The 17,422-nt window shown below is 37.6% G+C and carries 18 protein-coding genes, 1 other RNA gene and 1 pseudogene; 6 read left to right on the top strand and 14 right to left on the bottom strand.

All coding sequences use genetic code 11. From position 1 onward, the window contains the following. Window positions 1–410: 410 nt before the first annotated feature. Together pgi and H4J57_RS13275 are read right to left on the bottom strand one after the other, a co-directional pair. Window positions 411–1,877 (bottom strand): annotated as a pseudogene (gene pgi, locus H4J57_RS13280) (glucose-6-phosphate isomerase); the annotation flags it as partial. A 559-nt stretch (window positions 1,878–2,436) separates the two neighbouring features. Further along, a complete protein-coding gene (locus tag H4J57_RS13275) occupies window positions 2,437–2,997 on the bottom strand; it encodes a hypothetical protein (protein WP_182243266.1) in 561 nt (186 codons plus the stop codon). 229 nt (window positions 2,998–3,226) lie between these two features. Between H4J57_RS13275 and H4J57_RS13270 the strand changes: the two genes are divergently transcribed. From H4J57_RS13270 to H4J57_RS13260, 3 genes are all read left to right on the top strand, one after another. Next, on the top strand, window positions 3,227–3,427 hold the full coding sequence (locus H4J57_RS13270; RefSeq protein ID WP_182243264.1) for a hypothetical protein: 201 nt from the start codon (window positions 3,227–3,229) through the stop codon (window positions 3,425–3,427). Window positions 3,428–3,552: 125 nt separating this feature from the next. After that, complete coding sequence (locus H4J57_RS13265; RefSeq protein ID WP_182243262.1) at window positions 3,553–3,987, top strand: phage integrase N-terminal SAM-like domain-containing protein; 435 nt, start codon at window positions 3,553–3,555, stop codon at window positions 3,985–3,987. An 18-nt stretch (window positions 3,988–4,005) separates the two neighbouring features. Further along, window positions 4,006–4,287: a tyrosine-type recombinase/integrase gene (locus H4J57_RS13260; protein WP_182243261.1), complete on the top strand. Its 282-nt coding sequence runs from the start codon at window positions 4,006–4,008 to the stop codon at window positions 4,285–4,287. A 602-nt stretch (window positions 4,288–4,889) separates the two neighbouring features. Here the strand turns inward: H4J57_RS13260 and H4J57_RS13255 are convergent. The 6 genes from H4J57_RS13255 to H4J57_RS13230 are packed head-to-tail and all read right to left on the bottom strand — an operon-like array spanning window position 4,890 to window position 9,848. Further along, window positions 4,890–6,161 carry a lipopolysaccharide assembly protein LapB gene (locus H4J57_RS13255; RefSeq protein ID WP_182230112.1) on the bottom strand — a complete coding sequence of 424 codons (1,272 nt, stop codon included), beginning with the start codon at window positions 6,159–6,161 and terminating at the stop codon, window positions 4,890–4,892. A 5-nt stretch (window positions 6,162–6,166) separates the two neighbouring features. Then, window positions 6,167–6,781: an energy transducer TonB gene (locus H4J57_RS13250; RefSeq protein ID WP_070374081.1), complete on the bottom strand. Its 615-nt coding sequence runs from the start codon at window positions 6,779–6,781 to the stop codon at window positions 6,167–6,169. Between the two features lie 3 nt (window positions 6,782–6,784). Continuing rightward, window positions 6,785–7,186 (bottom strand): biopolymer transporter ExbD, encoded by a 402-nt coding sequence (locus H4J57_RS13245; protein ID WP_070374082.1) that lies wholly within the window; start codon window positions 7,184–7,186, stop codon window positions 6,785–6,787. A gap of 12 nt (window positions 7,187–7,198) precedes the next feature. Beyond that, window positions 7,199–7,723, bottom strand: a complete 525-nt coding sequence (locus tag H4J57_RS13240; protein WP_146798594.1) for a MotA/TolQ/ExbB proton channel family protein — start codon at window positions 7,721–7,723, stop codon at window positions 7,199–7,201. Continuing rightward, window positions 7,723–9,066 carry a MotA/TolQ/ExbB proton channel family protein gene (locus tag H4J57_RS13235; protein WP_070374084.1) on the bottom strand — a complete coding sequence of 448 codons (1,344 nt, stop codon included), beginning with the start codon at window positions 9,064–9,066 and terminating at the stop codon, window positions 7,723–7,725. Before H4J57_RS13235 ends, H4J57_RS13240 begins: the two co-directional genes overlap by 1 nt. Continuing rightward, a complete protein-coding gene (locus H4J57_RS13230; protein WP_070374085.1) occupies window positions 9,066–9,848 on the bottom strand; it encodes a DUF3450 domain-containing protein in 783 nt (260 codons plus the stop codon). The genes H4J57_RS13235 and H4J57_RS13230 overlap by 1 nt, the downstream gene beginning before the upstream one ends. Window positions 9,849–10,297: 449 nt before the next feature. Between H4J57_RS13230 and H4J57_RS13225 the strand changes: the two genes are divergently transcribed. The 3 genes from H4J57_RS13225 to H4J57_RS13215 all read left to right on the top strand — a co-directional run bounded on the left by H4J57_RS13225 (window position 10,298) and on the right by H4J57_RS13215 (window position 12,073). Continuing rightward, window positions 10,298–11,083, top strand: coding sequence for a TSUP family transporter (locus tag H4J57_RS13225; RefSeq protein WP_182217993.1), 786 nt, complete (start codon window positions 10,298–10,300; stop codon window positions 11,081–11,083). A 21-nt stretch (window positions 11,084–11,104) separates the two neighbouring features. After that, window positions 11,105–11,710: a primosomal replication protein PriC gene (gene priC / locus H4J57_RS13220; RefSeq protein WP_182217995.1), complete on the top strand. Its 606-nt coding sequence runs from the start codon at window positions 11,105–11,107 to the stop codon at window positions 11,708–11,710. Window positions 11,711–11,809: 99 nt separating this feature from the next. Next, entirely contained in the window at window positions 11,810–12,073 is a 264-nt protein-coding gene (locus H4J57_RS13215; protein ID WP_070374088.1) for a late competence development ComFB family protein, read from the top strand. Between the two features lie 564 nt (window positions 12,074–12,637). Here the strand turns inward: H4J57_RS13215 and ffs are convergent. From ffs to phhA, 6 genes are all read right to left on the bottom strand, one after another. Next, window positions 12,638–12,734: signal recognition particle sRNA small type (gene ffs, locus H4J57_RS13210), an RNA gene on the bottom strand. Between the two features lie 159 nt (window positions 12,735–12,893). After that, window positions 12,894–13,751, bottom strand: coding sequence for a DUF3014 domain-containing protein (locus tag H4J57_RS13205; protein ID WP_182217997.1), 858 nt, complete (start codon window positions 13,749–13,751; stop codon window positions 12,894–12,896). A gap of 145 nt (window positions 13,752–13,896) precedes the next feature. Beyond that, complete coding sequence (gene maiA, locus H4J57_RS13200; protein ID WP_182230114.1) at window positions 13,897–14,550, bottom strand: maleylacetoacetate isomerase; 654 nt, start codon at window positions 14,548–14,550, stop codon at window positions 13,897–13,899. Between the two features lie 33 nt (window positions 14,551–14,583). Then, window positions 14,584–16,134 (bottom strand): transcriptional regulator TyrR, encoded by a 1,551-nt coding sequence (gene tyrR, locus H4J57_RS13195; protein ID WP_182218000.1) that lies wholly within the window; start codon window positions 16,132–16,134, stop codon window positions 14,584–14,586. 110 nt (window positions 16,135–16,244) lie between these two features. Next, a complete protein-coding gene (locus tag H4J57_RS13190) occupies window positions 16,245–16,583 on the bottom strand; it encodes a 4a-hydroxytetrahydrobiopterin dehydratase (RefSeq protein ID WP_146799733.1) in 339 nt (112 codons plus the stop codon). A 9-nt stretch (window positions 16,584–16,592) separates the two neighbouring features. After that, window positions 16,593–17,405 (bottom strand): phenylalanine 4-monooxygenase, encoded by an 813-nt coding sequence (phhA, locus tag H4J57_RS13185; protein ID WP_182214954.1) that lies wholly within the window; start codon window positions 17,403–17,405, stop codon window positions 16,593–16,595. Window positions 17,406–17,422: the final 17 nt, after the last annotated feature.

Raw genomic sequence — 17,422 nt, 5'->3', positions numbered from 1 at the left:
ATTATCTGTATTCGATAATTTGGCAACACTGTAATGGTTTAATATAACTGGAAGGATTAATAGCTTAAAATAAATAAAAATTTAAAGGTATTCAAATAACCAGAAAACAAAAATTAGCTACACTCCTCGTCAAAAACTAGAGTATGCCAAACTAAAGGTACAATAAAATTATACCAACAAAAAATATCCACGAGATATCTAGTCCTTGCGCCTCAGCTATTATCCGCTGGAAAAGGCAATACTTGGATGAATTATCCGGTCATACTCCTCAAAATGCTAATGCGATCAGCGTTGACCAACATCGGTTCCAATCGTTTGAGAAGCAATTAAAACAATAACAAAGGTACTCAGCACGGGGCAAGCCCCGAGACTTTCGTTACGTTTTGTTAAAATAATTCGTGCTCCATTTTCTATTTGGTGCGATTTTTTACTTCTTCAAAATGCATCATAAGATTATACGTAGAGCTATCGTGTGTAAGCGCAATAGAGTTATTCTGAAGCTCACTTTCAATTTTACTTGCTAGCCCTTTACCAAGTTCAACCCCCCATTGGTCAAAAGAACATACTTGTAAGATGATACCTTGGAAAAAAATTTTATGCTCATATATAGCAATTAAATTACCGAGTGTTGATGGGGATATTTGATTGATCAATAGCGTGTTTGTTGGCCGATTTCCCTTATGAACCTTGTGCGGTGCAACCTTATCTATGTATTCTGGTAAACGCCCTTTTGCTTTTAAGTCATCCCTAACTTGTTGTTCGTCAACGCCTTGCATTAACGCTTGAGTCTGCGCGAAAAAATTAGCCATCAGAGTTTCATGATGCCCCTCAATTGGAGTATTACTCTAGACAGAACCTATAAAGTCTGCAGGAACAATATTATTACTCTGATGTAAGTACTGATAAAAAGCATGCTGACCATTTATACCGAGCTCACCCAATATAGAGGGCACGGTTGGATAATTAATCGTTTCACCAAACCAATTAACTGATTTTCCGTTGCTTTCCATTTCAGCCTGTTGTAAATAGGCTGACAACATATGTAGCGATTGATCGTAAGGTAAGATCGCTTGTGATTGAGCACCTAAAAATGTGCAATTCCATACGCTTAATAAAACCAATATAACGGGTATATTTTGCTCTAAAGGCGTTTCACAAAAATGACAGTCCTTTTCATAGGCACCTTTAAGGAGTTCAATAAAATGATCGAAGCCTAGATTAATCGCTATAGGTAAGCCTATCGCAGACCATAATGAAAATCGTCCTCCAACCCAATCCCACATATCAAAAATATTTTCTTCTAATATGCCTAGTTTCATTGCGTTGACTTTATTGGATGAAACTGCAATAAAGTGTTTAGCGATAGCTGACTCATCAAAAGAAGCAGTGGTTAGCCATTTCATAGCGGTTTTGGCGTTTAGCATAGTTTCTGTGGTAGTAAATGTTTTACTAGAAACAATAAATAGTACGTTTTCTGGTTTTAATGGTCGAAGTACTTCTGCTATTTGAGTACCGTCTACATTCGAAACATAATGCACATTGACACAATCATCACTGTATCGCTTCAATGCTTCTGTCACCATTTGTGGCCCTAAATTAGAACCACCAACCCCGATATTTACAATGTCTGTAATGCGTTTCCCAGAATATCCTTTCCACAAACCTTGACGTATCAACGTGCTAAATTTTTCTATTTGACCAAGTGTTTTTTCAACATCTTTCGATATGTTTTTACCGTCCACAAATACAGCATTTTTAGATCTATTTCTCAACGCGGTATGCAATACCGCACGGTCTTCGGTTCTATTAATTCGCTCTCCGCTAAACATTTTTTCACGCCAGGATTCAACCTCACATTCTTTAGCAAGAAGCGTTAAACCGCAGTTACTCACCAAATTAATACTGTCTCAATCGCACGTAAGTTACCGATTATTTTGAGTCTAGAAGAGATAAAGCTGTTTCTTGCAACAGCTGATCATCCTAAATACCATGCTGCATTTTCTATTGCTTATGGTGCGGGGCTTCGCGTTAGCGAAGTCGTTTATGCCAACTAAAGTCAAACAGCAACAAGCGCTAATTCAAAATTACCCAGTCAAACACCCAACCACGATATAGCATTCCCCATAGTAAGCACTTGGTTCACGCGGTTTCGTTCTCTGGAGTTTGTTAGACACCAGCCTGAGGAGTGAAGCTTGTTGATCCTATGGTGTTTTGTCGCGCCTGGTATCTAACAAACCTAAACAATTGCGGACATTAAACCTTTGCATATTCAGGAGCATATTCAGGGTAACACTAATCGAAATTTCTGCTCGTTTGTGGGGTAAGTTCAAGCTCATTACTGCCTGTGGAATTTTAGTCTGACTAAAATCTCTAGCGACAAATAAGGTCAAACCGTCTATTTCAAACGCTCTGACCCCATTGACTAAGACCAGACAATTACTCAGTATTATTTCTTAAATATTCTCTATATTTTTCAATTAGCTCTCGCACTCTTGCATTCATCGAATTCAGATAACGAAGTTGGTATTTTGCTTGTGAAATTATAGGCATTGCAGGATTGTAGCTCAAGCGAAAGTTACGAAAATGTTTAATTTGAACATCGTATAATTCTTGCTCATGATAAACACCGCCAATGTTAAATAAGGCAGCCTGATCAAACCAAGCAACCACTTGATTATTATTCGTTGTTAACCAGGCAACATCTATTAATTCTCCTATAACAATTCTTAATCTTATCGTTTTAGAGCCCCCTTGTTCATAAAGAGTTATGCGCTGTTTTAACTCGTCAACGAGCCGAGTATTTTCAGAGAGGACCTCGATGCTTTGTTTTAAATTAGATAAAATTTCTTTCCTTATGCTTGCCATCGCTACGTTCACTTCGTGTCGTCTATCCATATCTTCTTTCCAAGAATCAACGGCAAGGGCGACTAAAACAGCAAAAATAATAGTTATCGTTTCTAGTGCTAAACCTTTGTAGTTTTTTATTTTTAAAGGCATATTAAAGTCCATGTATTTAGTATGTATCTATATTGGCTATCGTTTACCCAAATAACTGAGAAAGCAGAAATATTATGCGCTTCATCATGCATAACTATTTGTATACTAATTTATTTATCTTTATTTTGGAAGGTTGAACGCAAACAAACATAACACAACTAGTTTGAATTTATGAATGTCCCCATATTGCTCTAAATCACGATTTATCAGTGTATTCATTAGAAAAAATGTGGCGAAAGTTTTAGAGATAATACAGGAGTACACACCATTAATACCATCGATTGAAGGCAGTGGTGGCATTTATGCCAGTCAGGTTATTCGATTAATTGGTAATATTTATAGTCAAACAATGCGTATTTATATCTGTGGGGAACTATATCGTATATTTGTTAACATTAAGGTATTGATCATTAGTGACTTCCTCAACTAGCCAACGAACTAAACCGCTCCACGGTATTGGAGTTTTTAGCTAATCCTTTAAGCCCTTTAACCTTTCATATTCTTTTCTACTCTTAGTATTGAGGCATTTCGTCTCAATTAACGAGGAGTTTTAACATGATTTTTTCTACTTATTTTGATCCTGAACTGAGCCGACGTTTCACTGAAGACATGGTTATCCGTAAGCTTACGGCTAAAACACAGATAGGTTATGTCCGAGCACTAAATCGTTTATGTGAATATTTGAATCGCTCACCTGAAGACGTTACCCGTGACAATTTGCGCGAGTTCCAATTGTTTTTAGTTGAAGATGGCGCAACAGGCACAACGATTAATTGCATCCTTTCTGGTTTGAGGTATTTATATAATGTTACGTTAGGTAAACCGCAGTTACTCACCAAATTAATCACTGTTTCGGTTGCACGTAGGTTACCCATTATTTTGAGTCTAGAAGAGATAAAGCTGTTCCTTGCGGCGGCAGCTCATCCTAAATACCATGCTGCATTTTCTGTTGCTTATGGTGCGGGGCTTCGCGTTGAACAAGGTAAATGAAGCCGAGACAGATACGCTATGTTATCTCCTGCGCTACTCGAGCATTTACGACAATGGTGGTTGTTTGCTAATAAACATGGGCAATTGCACCGTGAAGGTTGGTTGTTTCCTGAGCTTAATCCGATTAATCATATGACGAGTCGTCAGCTTGCTAGAATTTGTACAACAACGGCCAAGAACGCTGGCATTAATAAAAAGGTATCGATGCATACCCTACGTCATACTTTCGCGACTCAGTTATTATTAAATGGAGCCGATATTAGAACGGTACAAGAGTCACTTGATATATACCAATCATAAAACATACTATTATTTACCTGAAGACTACTCAAATATATACACATGTTATTGGTCAGCATTCGTCCGGAACTCTAAGCCCTATAGATAGATGATTACAAATGGGTAGGTCATTAACCTGCCTCACTTTGTGCCCCAAAGCGAGATAGAATTTAATACCTAAAATCATATTAATTTAATGTCCGCTTTGGTATTTTCTAATCAAATTAGAATTTTTGACTTTATAGATTCCTGATGAAATTTTGAATAATTCTATTGTCTAACGCAGAGCTGATTTGTATCGGTTCAAATGTGGTTAAATAAACTAGGCTAATGTCAGCAATCGTATCAGAGAAGACCTTTTTGGTGATGATTTAGGGTGTTAGGAAAGGTCTCTTTTATGGCAAAAGTGATCATTAGAAGGCAATCTCATTTAGTGATTGGTAGTCTCAAACATTATGTGCTGTAACACTATACAACGGCTCAATTATTTTAATGAGGCGGTCAGTCTAAAAATTTATCAAGGATAATCAACTAAATTTGACAAAGTATCTTTTGGATTGAAGGAATTTTAGCGATAAAAAAACCAGCCATAAGGCTGGTTTTTAACGCAAAGACAAAAGAAGTTAAATAGAAACGTTCTTACGTGCTGCGGTATCTTTGATATAAGTAACCCAACCTTTAGCCGTTCTACGTGACTTAGGGTCTTTTAATGCTTTTTGTACATAAACATTGGCTTGCTTATAATTTTCAAGATAAAAGTATGATTCTGCAATACTTTGGTTCAAGCGACCTTCGTTACTAACACCAATCTCGATGGCTTTCTTTAAAGCAACTATCGCTTTAGCAAATTGCTCATCTTGATTTAACAACATACCTTGCTTGCTGTAATGCTTAGATAAATTAGTCATTTTGGCTAATTCACCGTAGTAAGCAGCAGCTTTACCTATATGCTGAGCAGCATGCCAGCTGTTAGCTAAAGTAAAGAGGTTTTTGTCATCACGAGGTACAACGCCCGAATCAATATACTTTTCCATTAAAACAGCTGCTTTATGTGGAATTTGACTTTGAGCATACAAGTTAGCAAGCATCTTAATTTCGTTTTCTTTATCAAGATAGCCTTGCTTATAAGCTAGATCCAATGTCTGTAAACTTTTTGGATAATCTTCAACCATCGCATAAAACGAGGCTAATTGAGTCCAAAATAATTTAACTTCAGGGAATAATTGCACTGCTGTTTCTAAAACTTCAACACATTCTTTAAACATCTTACGTTCATAATAAGAGTTTAATTTAAGAACATGTGGGTTTTGGTTTTTCTTATCACCAAAAACCGCGATAGCATTATCTGCAGCAGGAATAACCTTAGCGTATTGTTTAAGTTCTAAATTAGCCTGAGCTATTTTGATCCAAACATTACCATCAGTTTCCCCTGTAAATTTCATCCAAGCATCATAAGCAACAAGCGCTTCTTTATAGCCTTGTACTTGCATCTGCAAGTCACCCACTAGTTTCAGTGAGTCGGCATGCTCTTTCTCATTTAAGATATCAGGTGCAAGTGCTTTGTTAAGGTAGATAATTGCATTCTTTTCATCACTTTTCTGCGCATACATCACGCCAATAAAACGATCTAAAAAAGCAATATCATAATCTTTTTTTGCATTTATTTCTAAAAGCAAAGTCAGAGCATTATCGATGTTAGAACCATCTTCAGCTTCAACGCCGTAAGCTTCAAAAGCTTTGGCTACCTTTTTACCAACAGTTGGACCAACAAGCTGTGTTTTACGCTCTTGTCTCTCACTCTGTTCTTCCCCTATAGCATAAGCTACAGGAGATAAAGGCAAATGAGCAATCGTTACTGAACCTATGATCAATATAGATATAAAAATCTTATTCATTCTGATTACTCCTTATTCATACTAAAGTCTAGTTGTACCGTTAAACCAGGACGACGTTGAGCAACACCGTCAACAACTTTTGGCTTGTAACGCCATTTTTTCAAAGCGCGTTTAGCCTCTCTGTCAAATATACGTTTCGGTTCTGAATCGATGACTTCAACATCTTCAACACCACCAAGTTCGGTAATGGTAAATGAAAGCTTAACCCAGCCTTCTTTACCATCACGAGCGGCTTGCTGTGGATACTTAGGGTCAATACGTACGATTGGCGATGCATCACCGTCACGTCCAAAACCAGCTCCCGGAGCAGACATACCTGAATTAGCACCAGATAATTGCACACTAGGCATATTAAACGTTAGTCCACCTGAGTTGTTATTAGCTTCAGGCTCTGGAGCTTGAGGCTTAGGTGGCGTTTTTGGCGGCGGTGGCGGCGGCGGCGGTACACGCTGTCGACGTTCTGCTGCTGACTTAGGCGGCGTAGTATTAACTTCTACAATAATATTATCTAATGGATCTTGTTTCGTCATGTCACCACTTGAAACAAGAAAAGCCATAAAAGAAAATAGTGCAAAAGTAACCGCTGCGCCTAGTAGTAATGAAACTAAAAAGCGAACCATAGACTACCCCTTCGCTGCAGCAATAGAAATTCTATCTATACCTGCATCTTTAATCGCATCCATCACTTTAACAACTATGCCATGTTTTGCATCTTTGTCTGCTTGAATGATAACAACATCAGTTGGTTGCTCTGCTAATAATTTTTCAATGTTAGCAGCAACACGTTCGACATCAACGCGACGTTTATCTAACCAAATTTCGCCATTTTCTCTAACAGCAATAAAGATGTTAGCTGATTTTTGCTTACTTTGGTTAGCGGCTTTAGGTTTGTTAACTTCAATACCAGCTTCTTTTACAAATGAAGTGGTTACTATGAAGAAGATCAGCATGATAAATACGATGTCTAGCATCGGTGTCATATCAATTACTGCTTCTTCGTCTTCACGAATACGTTTACGTGCCATTCGAATATCTCTCTAGTGATGAGGTAAACTGTCAATCAGTTTAGCCTTTGCTAGTTTAACTTTAGCGTCTAACCTTGTACTGAAAAACACTCCTGATAACGCAGCAACCATTCCCGCCATTGTCGGGATAGTAGCCATTGATATACCAGCAGCCATCAGACGCGGATTACCTGTACCTTGTTGAGCCATTGTCTCAAACACACCAATCATACCGGTGACTGTACCTAGCAATCCAATCAGTGGACACATTGCCACTAAGGTTCTAATTGTGAGCATACGTTGCTCTAGTAATTCTGTCGCTTCGGAGATCCAAGTATCTCTAATCCGATGGGCATACCAAGATGTAGTATCTTGGCGTGCATCCCAACGATTGACGATATCGTCTTTCATTGCAGGATAAATTCTTGATAAGAACCAGTAGCGTTCAATCATCATTACCCACATCAGTAAGAGAGCGAAGGCAACAACATATAATACGTTACCACCTGTCGCAATAAAACTCCTGACAGATTCCCAAAGCTCTATCAGGAATAACATTATTTAGACTCCTTCTCAGCAATGGCAGCAATTAATCCTGCGCTTTGCTCGTCAAGCTTTTGCAATACTGACTTACTTTTACCCGCAACAACGCTGTGGATTAAGATAAGTGGTAATGCACAAATTAGACCTAATGCAGTTGTTACAAGTGCAAGAGAGATATCACCAGCCATTATTTTCGGGTCGCCTGTACCAAACAATGTAATCGTTTGGAAAGTCATAATCATACCGATTACTGTACCTAATAGACCCATTAATGGTGCAATAGCAGCAAACATTTTGATTAAGTTGATACCGCGATCGATTTTCGGTGTTTCGCGTAAAATAGCTTCATCAAGTTTAAGTTCAAGTGTTTCAGCGTCAACATTTTTGTTTTCGTGATAAACCTTGATTAAACGTCCTAGTGGATTGTTATCATTAGGCTGTTCAATATTCTTTTCTTGAGTCTTGATGCGAGAGCTAATAGTCGTTAAGAAAATCATACGCTCTAAAGCAATTAAGAAACCAATAACAAGTAATACTGTGATTGCATAACCAACAGTGCCACCTTCATGGTAGAACTCCATAAGAACTTTCTTACGAGTTTCAAGGGCTAAGATACCGCCACGTGAAGGATCTACGTATAGAGGATGATAGCCAGAAGTTTCACCAAAGAAATCAGAAGCTGTGCTAGAAATATAACCCGCTGGCTGTTTAGCCAAAGGTTGAATTTGACCAACTTCATCATTGTAGTTTAAGAAACCGTCAGCAGATACTAAGTTAAAAGTACCAATACGTGTAACAGTTTGCGTAGAGGTTGAACCATCTAAGCTTGTTACTTCAGCGCTAAACTGTGAAATTTTACCCGATTGAGTCATTTCAGTTTGTAAAGCAATCCATAACTCTTCAAGTTGCTCAAGTTCAGGTATTTTCTTAGAGTTGGCAATAACATCTAATGTTGCGCCACGTCCAGGAAATTCAGCACTTACAATTGATGTTACGATTTGACCGTAAGCATCAGCGGCAGCAGCACGAGTAACACCAAACATTTCGCCAAGAGTACCTTTAGCGTTGTCTAATTCAACTGAACGTTGCGCGATAGTAATATCGTTAGCAGCATATTCTTTAGTTAAACGGTCGTTACGTGTATTTTGATTAGCTAATTCTTTCTTAGCTTTATTCAAAAGTGCTTGCTTGTCTGCACGAGCTGAAGTGAACTCTGCTTCGCGCGCTTTATCAAGCTTGCCTTCAGAAATTCGATCGTTTTTAACTTGCTTTAATAAATCATCCAAGTCATTAGCTACGGCTGAAGTTGCTACAGTCATTGACGCAGCAAGCATTACAAAATTAATAATTTTTCTCATTATTTCGCTCCCGCTGCAAATACTGGTAATTTAGTTAAATCTTTTGGTAATTGGTTACGCGCCATAGCGATTGCATCTTTAGTAGGCTTTAAGTATTCATCGCCTAATGCTTCCCAACCGCGTGTTTCATTGTTCCAAACCCAAACATTTTTCATGTCTAGTGATTGAGCAACTAGAGCTACACGGCCCATATGAACGAAGTCAGCAGTAATTGTACGGTCGCCTAAATCAAGCTCACCTTGGTAAGCTGCAAAAACAGTACCGTAGTTTGCTTCAATTTCGTAAGCTTCAAGTACTAAACGAAACTGTTCAGATACCGAAATATCAGAAGCGCCTAGCACGTCACGTAAGTTAGCAACGCGCTCTTTACGGTTTTCAATATTCACAGGAATATCTAACGCTACAAACTTGTCTAACGTATCAATCATCTTATACATAAGAGGAACGATACCTTGTTTAGTTTTGTCAATACCAGCGATCTGATCTTCTAAAGATTTGATATTCGCAAGTTGGTCATTAACCATCAATTGAATGTGATCATTGTATTGAGATAAAGTTTCAGCTTCATCAACAGTTAAACGATATTCACCTAAAAGCTCAATAGTTTGTTCATAAATACTATTGATTTTTTGTTGTGATTTTTTAGAAGCTTGAAAAGTGCTAGCTTCTGCTTTTTGTAGTTCTGATAATGCATCTGCAGAAGCGAAGTTGCTTGCTGTTAATGCTAGTGCGCCAATTATCGTCGAAGCGATAAGGCTTTTCTTGTTGCTAAATTTGGACATAGTTCCCAACCAATTGCTATTGAATGTGGATAACATGGAGATGTTAACGCAAATTTAATAATCTGCCATTTTAAGTTTTTATTTCTCTAGAATAAAACAATGCAATACTCCCAGACGACAGCGTTGCTGTCAACTAGGTACATAAAAAAGGCTGCTAATTACCAGCAAATTACATAAATTTGCTGGTTTCGTTACAAAAAATAAACATTAAGTTAAAAAAATCATAAGTGATTTGCAGTAACTTTCTGAATAAATTAGGCGACTAAACAAACACAATTTTCTGTAAATATATTTGCTCCTATTAGTTTTACTAATTCATTCGTACTAAGTCAAATTTATTTATTGAAATATTGATAATATTTATAAAAAAAAGGTTGGTAATTTGACATATTTAAAGATTAAAACCGTGCTACTATTCGCCTATAGCACTAATTTACCTATATTTATTTATGTTTATAGATTCAACTTTTAATTTTGAAATATGGTTCACTTTATGTGCCATTGGATTTATCGCAGGACTCATTGATGCAATAGCTGGCGGTGGTGGTATGCTAACTGTTCCAACATTACTCTCGGCCGGTTTACCACCACATCTTGCTTTAGGTACCAATAAGCTTGCCGCTACTTTTGGTTCATTAACCGCTTCAGTGACTTTTTATCGTAAAAAGCTATTTGATCCCAAATTTTGGCGTTTATCTATTTTATATACGGCGATAGGTGCTGTTGCGGGCACGTTTGCTGTTGGCTATTTGTCAGGTGATTTTTTAGAAAAATTTATTCCTATTGTTATCGTTATCACTGCCATTTACACCCTGTTTTCTAAAACCATTGTCACTGAGTTAAAGGGGCTACCTGCGTTAACTTTTCGTTTAAAAATCACCCAAAGTATTCAGGGTTTACTCTTAGGATTTTACGATGGCTTCGCCGGCCCTGGAACCGGGGCATTTTGGACCGCATCCTCAAGTGCACTCTACAAAATAAACATATTACTGAGCTGCGGATTGGCGCGTTCAACTAATTTTGTCAGTAATTTTTGTAGTTTATTAACCTTTATTTATTTTGGTTATGTTAATTTTATTATCGGTATTTCGATGGGTATATTTATCATGCTAGGTGCTGCTGTGGGTGCACATTGGGCAATAAAGTTTGGTAACCGCTTTATTCGTCCTGTTTTCATCATCGTCGTTATTTCTATGTCAGCAAATTTAACTTATCATGCGTGGTTCACTCAATAACAAGGTCAGAGGTCGTCAAATATGCAATTAGCAATCGACAGAATTACAGCTGTTTTAGATAGTCTAGCTGAGCAGGCTAAAATTATTGATACTGAAAATCAGCAGACTAAATCACATTATCTTTTAAAAGATAAAGATATCTTTTCAGAAGCTTTATTTGCCACCAATAGTGATAAAATAGGCGCATATGTTGATGAGGTACGTGGTAAAACTATCGAATTAGCTCGGTTATTAAAGAGTGGAAAAAAAGAACTATCGCAAAATAGATTACAAGGTATTGAGCAACAAATATCATCAATAATCAATGCAATAAGATCAAACAAAGGGCTTCATCAAGAAGCACAATACCGATTAACAGCGATAAACGCTAGGCGCTATAAGAAAGCGGCAAAAGAACTCTTTAAATCCAGTCAAGCGCTCTATCAGCAATTAGCAGAGCACCACGAGTTTGAGCGCCGCTTACTTGCTATGCTCAATGAAAGAGAGCAACTTCGTCAAAGCGCAACGCCTGCCAAAGCAAAGAAAATATTGGATGAAGTCCTTGCCCTTCACCAAAGGTTAGGTCGATGTCGTCAAGCTATTTCAAAAATAGAGCGCGAAATAGAAGTTTCAGAAAAACCGCGATGATATCTGTTAAATAACTCGCTTTTTGCTTCATCTCGCATTAATCTTAAATAATAACAAACAATAAATTAATCTATTATTTAATCGTAAAAGAGGGCTGGAATGAGAATATCTGATGACATTCATAACTATTATGAAAAACTAGTCGTACAACATTTTGCCGCGCTAAAATTAGAAGAGAAATATGAAGCTGATTTTATTGCTGACCTAACCTGTGTAGTGCTAAATCAACTACCCACTCGTTATATTAGACATGAAGTTGATATGTCATTCTACTTGCCTGCTTCAGAACGTTTTGAAATGGAAAACAATGTAAAAGTTGCGATTAGTAAGGCAATAGAGTTTATGAAAACTCATAACACTTAACTACTGTTCTTTGATTTATTAAGAAGGCAAGTGGTCAAGTCAATGCTCACTTGCTTTTACCCTTAAGCATTCCCTTTAAATGATGACCTGCCCTTTTATTAAACCGTTAAAATTTTAATACCGATTAATATTCATTTTTTTAGCCATTAACTAGCTAAATGCTTTTTACTTCATCAGAAACCAGCTAACCCACTTAAATGGCCTTAAAAGTATAAAGACATAAATACACCTGCATTATATCTTTGCACTCATTTTTGAGCGTTTCAGTGCTTACAAGTAGGATTTATAAATGTGTGATGACATTAGCAAATAATTTATTAACGGCTGACAAGTATCATAACCCCTTTAGATAACATTGCTGCCAGTAAAATCATCTGTTGGTAAGTTGATATTTTCTTGGCTTGTTTGTTACGGGATATTCTTGGAACTTTAGATGGAATTATTTCGCTAGCGATAAATACAGGCTCGAATGTATAAATGGGGAATTTTAGTCGTATAGAGTTGGTATTGAAAGTTGCAAGGTAGTTAAAGATTGTAAGTGATTGATAAAAAGATTGGTGGCAACCCTAGCAGCCACACCTCGGCACATGAGTCGTCTGCTGCGGTTGCTTCCTTCCGGATCTGGCCGAGTTCACAGAGTATCATTGCGAGGGGACCGAAAGGGTCACCATAGAAAGTTGTCGTTCTCACTTCAACGGCGCGAATTATGGCTAAAGATTTAGCTTGATGCAAGCGCTAGTTATATAAATAAAATCGTTCGCTGTTTTTTTAACCACACTAGCAGGTGTATAGCTAAAATCACCTTGAAATTAGCTTAAAATTATGGACGCTCGCGTGCCAACCGTTCATTAATTTCTAATAAGACTGATTTAATCACCAATAGGTTTTCTTTACCTAAACGTAATAACAGTTTGTCGGCAGCATCAAGGGCTTCTATTTTTTCATCTTTAAAGCGAAACATCACACTGGGGCGAACTAAGTCTAATGATTCTTTTGGAATTTCCATATCCAAGACCTTGGTAATAGCATCATGTAAAACCTCAGTAAAGTTGTCGTCTGGATAGCCTAGCTCTGCATAAGCTTGATCAATCAAAGGCTTCATTTCAAAGTACGACTGCACCAGTGTTTCACTGTCAAATGAACGCAGTAAATCAACATAAAGTGTAAAACGTCGCGCTGCTGACTCATCCCACTTCCAATCACTACTTGCCCCGTTGCTAACCTCATTTGCTAAAAATTTAGTATTAGGTTTAATTAACGGACTATGAGCGTAAGCGATATTACCTTGTGCAAAATTATCAGTGAATACCACAAAACGGCGGATCATATCTTTATCAATGACCAACTTTAACAGTTCTTTACGCCAGGTAAAACTTGGTAGCTTTTCTTGTAACCAAACATCACTTTCATTTAAGGTTGGTAATATCGGTTCAGGCTCAATAGCAACGACGGGTTCTGTCACAACTAAAGGAAAAACTTCTTCTTCAGTTAATATCGGCTCTACTATAGGCTCGGGCGGAATTTCAGCTTTAACGATAGCCACTGGCGCCACTTCAACAACTTCTTGTTCGGTTGTCGATGACATATATAACCAAACTAAGGCGGCTATCACTATAGCAATAATAACGGCAATAATGCCCCAGGAGGTTTGTTTACCTTTTTGCGCTTGATCTTCCATAGGTACCTAATATTCAATTTATCTAAAGAATGCATGATGAATAACCATTGCAACTCGTTTTCATCTAAGTTGCAAGGGAATACGTGATCTAAAATAACTTTTATTTGAAATTGAGTTTTTATCTTTTTATATTATTACTTAACAATTATAAAATAGCATCGTCTTGATTTTCTGGTAGTGCTTTTATAAAAGCGGGTAACTGGTTGCAACGCTCAACAATGGCATTAATAAGCGGAAATGCTGACATATCTACTTTAAAACGATTTGCATTGTAAACTTGTGGAACAAGGCAAAGATCAGCAATAGTGACATCATCACCATAGCAATATTTTCCTGATACCTTTTGTAGTTTTTCTTCAAAGGCAGCAAAACCTATGCTCATCCAATGGTGACTCCAAGCTAATTTATCTCTATCTTCAGCACCTAGTGTATTAACAAGATATTGTTGTACACGTAAGTTTGTTACTGGGTGTACTTCACACGCGATATCTAAGGCAAGTGCTTGCACTTGTGCTTTAGCATAAAGACTTTCGGGATAGAGCTGTGGTTGAGGGTATTTATTATCAAGGTAATCAAGTATTGCCATACTTTGATTTAATACCAAGTCGCCATCAACTGTCTCATCAATTAACGTTGGAACTAAATGGGTCGGATTAAGTGCAATATAAGCTGCACTGTGCTGTTCACCGCCATTGTTAACTAAATGAACGGGTACAGATTCACAATCAATGTTTTTCAAGTGCAAAGCAATTCTTACTCGATATGCAGCGGACGAACGCCAATAACCAAAAAGTTTCATTTTATATCTCTATTTGTTATCTGTATGAATTATTTAAATTTTAACGGTTTTTTTATTGATGTCATATTCACGTAATTTATTTGCAATGGCGGTATGGCTTAATCCTAATTTTTTCGCTAATTGTCGAGTACTAGGATAAGCCGGGTATAGTTTTCTAAGTAAATCAGCTTCAAAACTTTTAACCGCAGCATCTAAAGTTCCTTCAAATTCCTTTTCTAGATAACCATGTTCACGTGTATATGCAGGTAATTGCAGATGAGAGGTCATCACAATACTGCCTTCCATTAATGATACCGCACGAATTAATACATTTTCGAGCTGACGAACATTACCTGGCCAAGGATAATGTTCGATAAAATCACGACAGTCATCTGACATAGTTACAATCGTTTTACCAATACGTTGACCAAATTTTACAATAAAAAACTCAGCCAGAGGGATAATATCCGAACGTCGGTCACGTAATGAAGGTATATTTAGTCCAAGTACATTTAAACGGTAGTAAAGGTCTTCTCTAAAATCGCCGGTAGAAACCATGCTAAGCAGGTCACAGTTGGTTGAGCTAATGATCCTGACATTGACCCTAATCTCTTCCTCGTCATTGACGCGACGAAAAGTACCATCTTGAATAACACGCAGTACTTTAGTTTGTAATTTAGGTGACATCTCCCCCACTTCATCTAGAAATATTGTGCCACCGTCTGCTGATTCAAATAAACCCCGCTTAGCTTTATTCTCGCCTTTTGAACCTGCACCAAAAAGTTCTGTTTCTGCATCGTCATCAGGTAATGCTGCACAGCTTAAAGTCATAAAAGGTTTGTTACTGCGATCACTCGCGGCGTGACAAGCATGAGCTAACAGCTCTTTGCCCGTGCCCGTTTCACCAACAATGAGCATTGAAGAGTCAAGGAGTGCCATGCGTTTTGCTTCACGAATAACTTTACGCATCGAGCCACTACTTGCTTGTATACCGGCAAAATTATTTTCATTCGCTTGTTTAAAGGCACTTATTTGTTGGCCTAAACGTGCTTCTGATTTTAAAATTAATACCGCACCCGCTAAAACGGGGATACCGCTTTGATCGGTCACATGGATAGGCATGATATCAGCCACAAAGTCATCATCTTGAAACTTTAAGCGACGCGTTTGAGCAAGTACTTCATCGGCATCTAACCAGCGATTAAAGTTAAAGCCTTTTAACCAATTGCCAACATTATCGCCAATAATTTCATGATCTTTACAGCCCATAATACCGGCAGCTACGGTATTTACAATACGGATATCACCTTTTGCATCAATAGATATAAAGGGATCAGGAAAAGTTTTAATGAGCGTGGAGAGTTCATTACGCTCACGTTCAGAGGGCATAAAAGGTGTTGTTTTTACATCATTCACGCCTTCAATTAAACGTAAACGTGGCATAAAGGTTTGTAATTGGCTAAATTCTAAGTCAGGTATGTTGATAAAAATTTCGCCTGGCTGCTTTAGTTCGATGCCACGTAAATTGATTTCATGTTCAACAAATATTTCTAATACTTCTCGGGCAATGCCGACTCGATCGCAACAAACAATTTCTAAACGCATTTACCTTACCTTAATAGCCAAGTATTCCTGTTAGGTATTGTAAACTAATTTGTACAACAAAAAAAAGCCCCCTGAGGTAGGAGGCTGCTATTATCTAATGTAAGCAAATATTACAAAAGTTTGTCAGTTTTTGCTGCACAAATAAAATCATTACGGTGTAGCCCTTTAATAGCATGTGTCCACCAAGTAATTTTTACTTTGCCCCACTCTAATAAAATCGCTGGATGATGGAATTCTTCTTCGGCTAATGCAGAGACTTTATTTGCAAATGCCCATGATAATTTATAGTTCTTAAATTTATACTCACGTTCAAGCATCATAACCCCGTCACGTACTTCAGGGATCCAGTCTGGTATTTGTGCTAATAGTACCGGTAACTCTTCATCACTCACTTGTGGCGCGCCAACTTGGCATGCTTCACATTTTTGTACAGATAATTGCTCAGTCATTATTTTTCCTTAACTCACATTATTAATTTCTTTTGCTGGAAACTTCGCTGGGTGTAAGCCTAAGGCTTGTGCTTGCTCAACCAACTCCATAATATCAGCCACTTCAAACTTTCTTAAATCATCTAAATCACTTACTTTATTCAGCATATAATAAATAGGCTGCATAACATCTATTCGATATGGCGTTCTTAATACGTCAAGTATGTTAAGTTTTTCACGTTCAACAATCTCGCTTTCAGTCGCGTGAATGGTTTCGCTCGGTGAAGACAAAATACCACCGCCATAAACTTTAATACCCTCAGGGGTATCTAATAAACCAAACTCGACCGTAAACCAATATAAACGAGCTAAAAATACTCTTTGCTCTTTAGTCGCATTAAGACCCATTTTTCCATAAGCCTCAGTGTAATCAGCAAACGACTTATTGGTTAATAAAGGACAATGGCCAAATATTTCATGAAAAATATCAGGTTCTTGCAGATAATCAAACTCTTCTCGGCTGCGAATAAAAGTAGCTACTGGGAATTTTTTTTCTGATAACAACTTAAAAAACGCACCAAAACCAATCAATGCCGGTACTGGCTCACACTGCCAACCTGTTGTTTCTTTAAGTACTTTACTAACTTCTGCCAACTGTGGAATTCGGTCATGTGGTAAATTTAATAATTTTGAGCCTAATTTATATTCGTCACACGCTTTGTTTTCAACACATTTTAATTGACGAGTGATCAATTCCTGCCAAACGCTATTTTCTTCATCTGACCAATGAATGTGACCATTTTCATCAGCAACTCGCGAAATATACTTCGTCGCCATCCCCATGATATTACCTTATTTTA

This window comes from Colwellia sp. BRX8-7 (assembly GCF_014077275.1).
In the GTDB taxonomy this organism is placed as follows: domain Bacteria; phylum Pseudomonadota; class Gammaproteobacteria; order Enterobacterales; family Alteromonadaceae; genus Colwellia_A.
The sequence above is the reverse complement of the archived record's forward strand: the minus strand, read 5'-3'. Positions and strand labels throughout refer to the sequence as shown.